The 239-nt window shown below is 71.5% G+C and carries 1 pseudogene; it reads left to right on the forward strand.

The features are described from left to right. Window positions 1–239 (forward strand): annotated as a pseudogene (locus tag B4920_RS27750) (hypothetical protein); the annotation flags it as partial.

The following is a 239-nucleotide window of genomic DNA, read 5'->3' on the forward strand; positions in this document are numbered from 1 at the left end:
CCATGGCCGCCACCCTGTCGGTGGTGCCGCTCGCCCTCTCCCGGGTGCCCACTCCGGCCATGGTGGCACCCCAGCCGGTCGGGGTGCTGGAGCTTGTCCGGCTCACCCCGGCGGGCATGGGCAGCAGCTTCACCTCGGGCCTCATCCTCGGGGCCATCTACGGCCTGCTGCCGCTCTACTTTACCGACAGCGGCGCCTCGCTCTCGCGGGTGGCGGACATGATGGCGCTGGTGATCCTG

Source organism: Zoogloea sp. LCSB751 (genome assembly GCF_002028455.1).
GTDB lineage: Bacteria > Pseudomonadota > Gammaproteobacteria > Burkholderiales > Rhodocyclaceae > Zoogloea.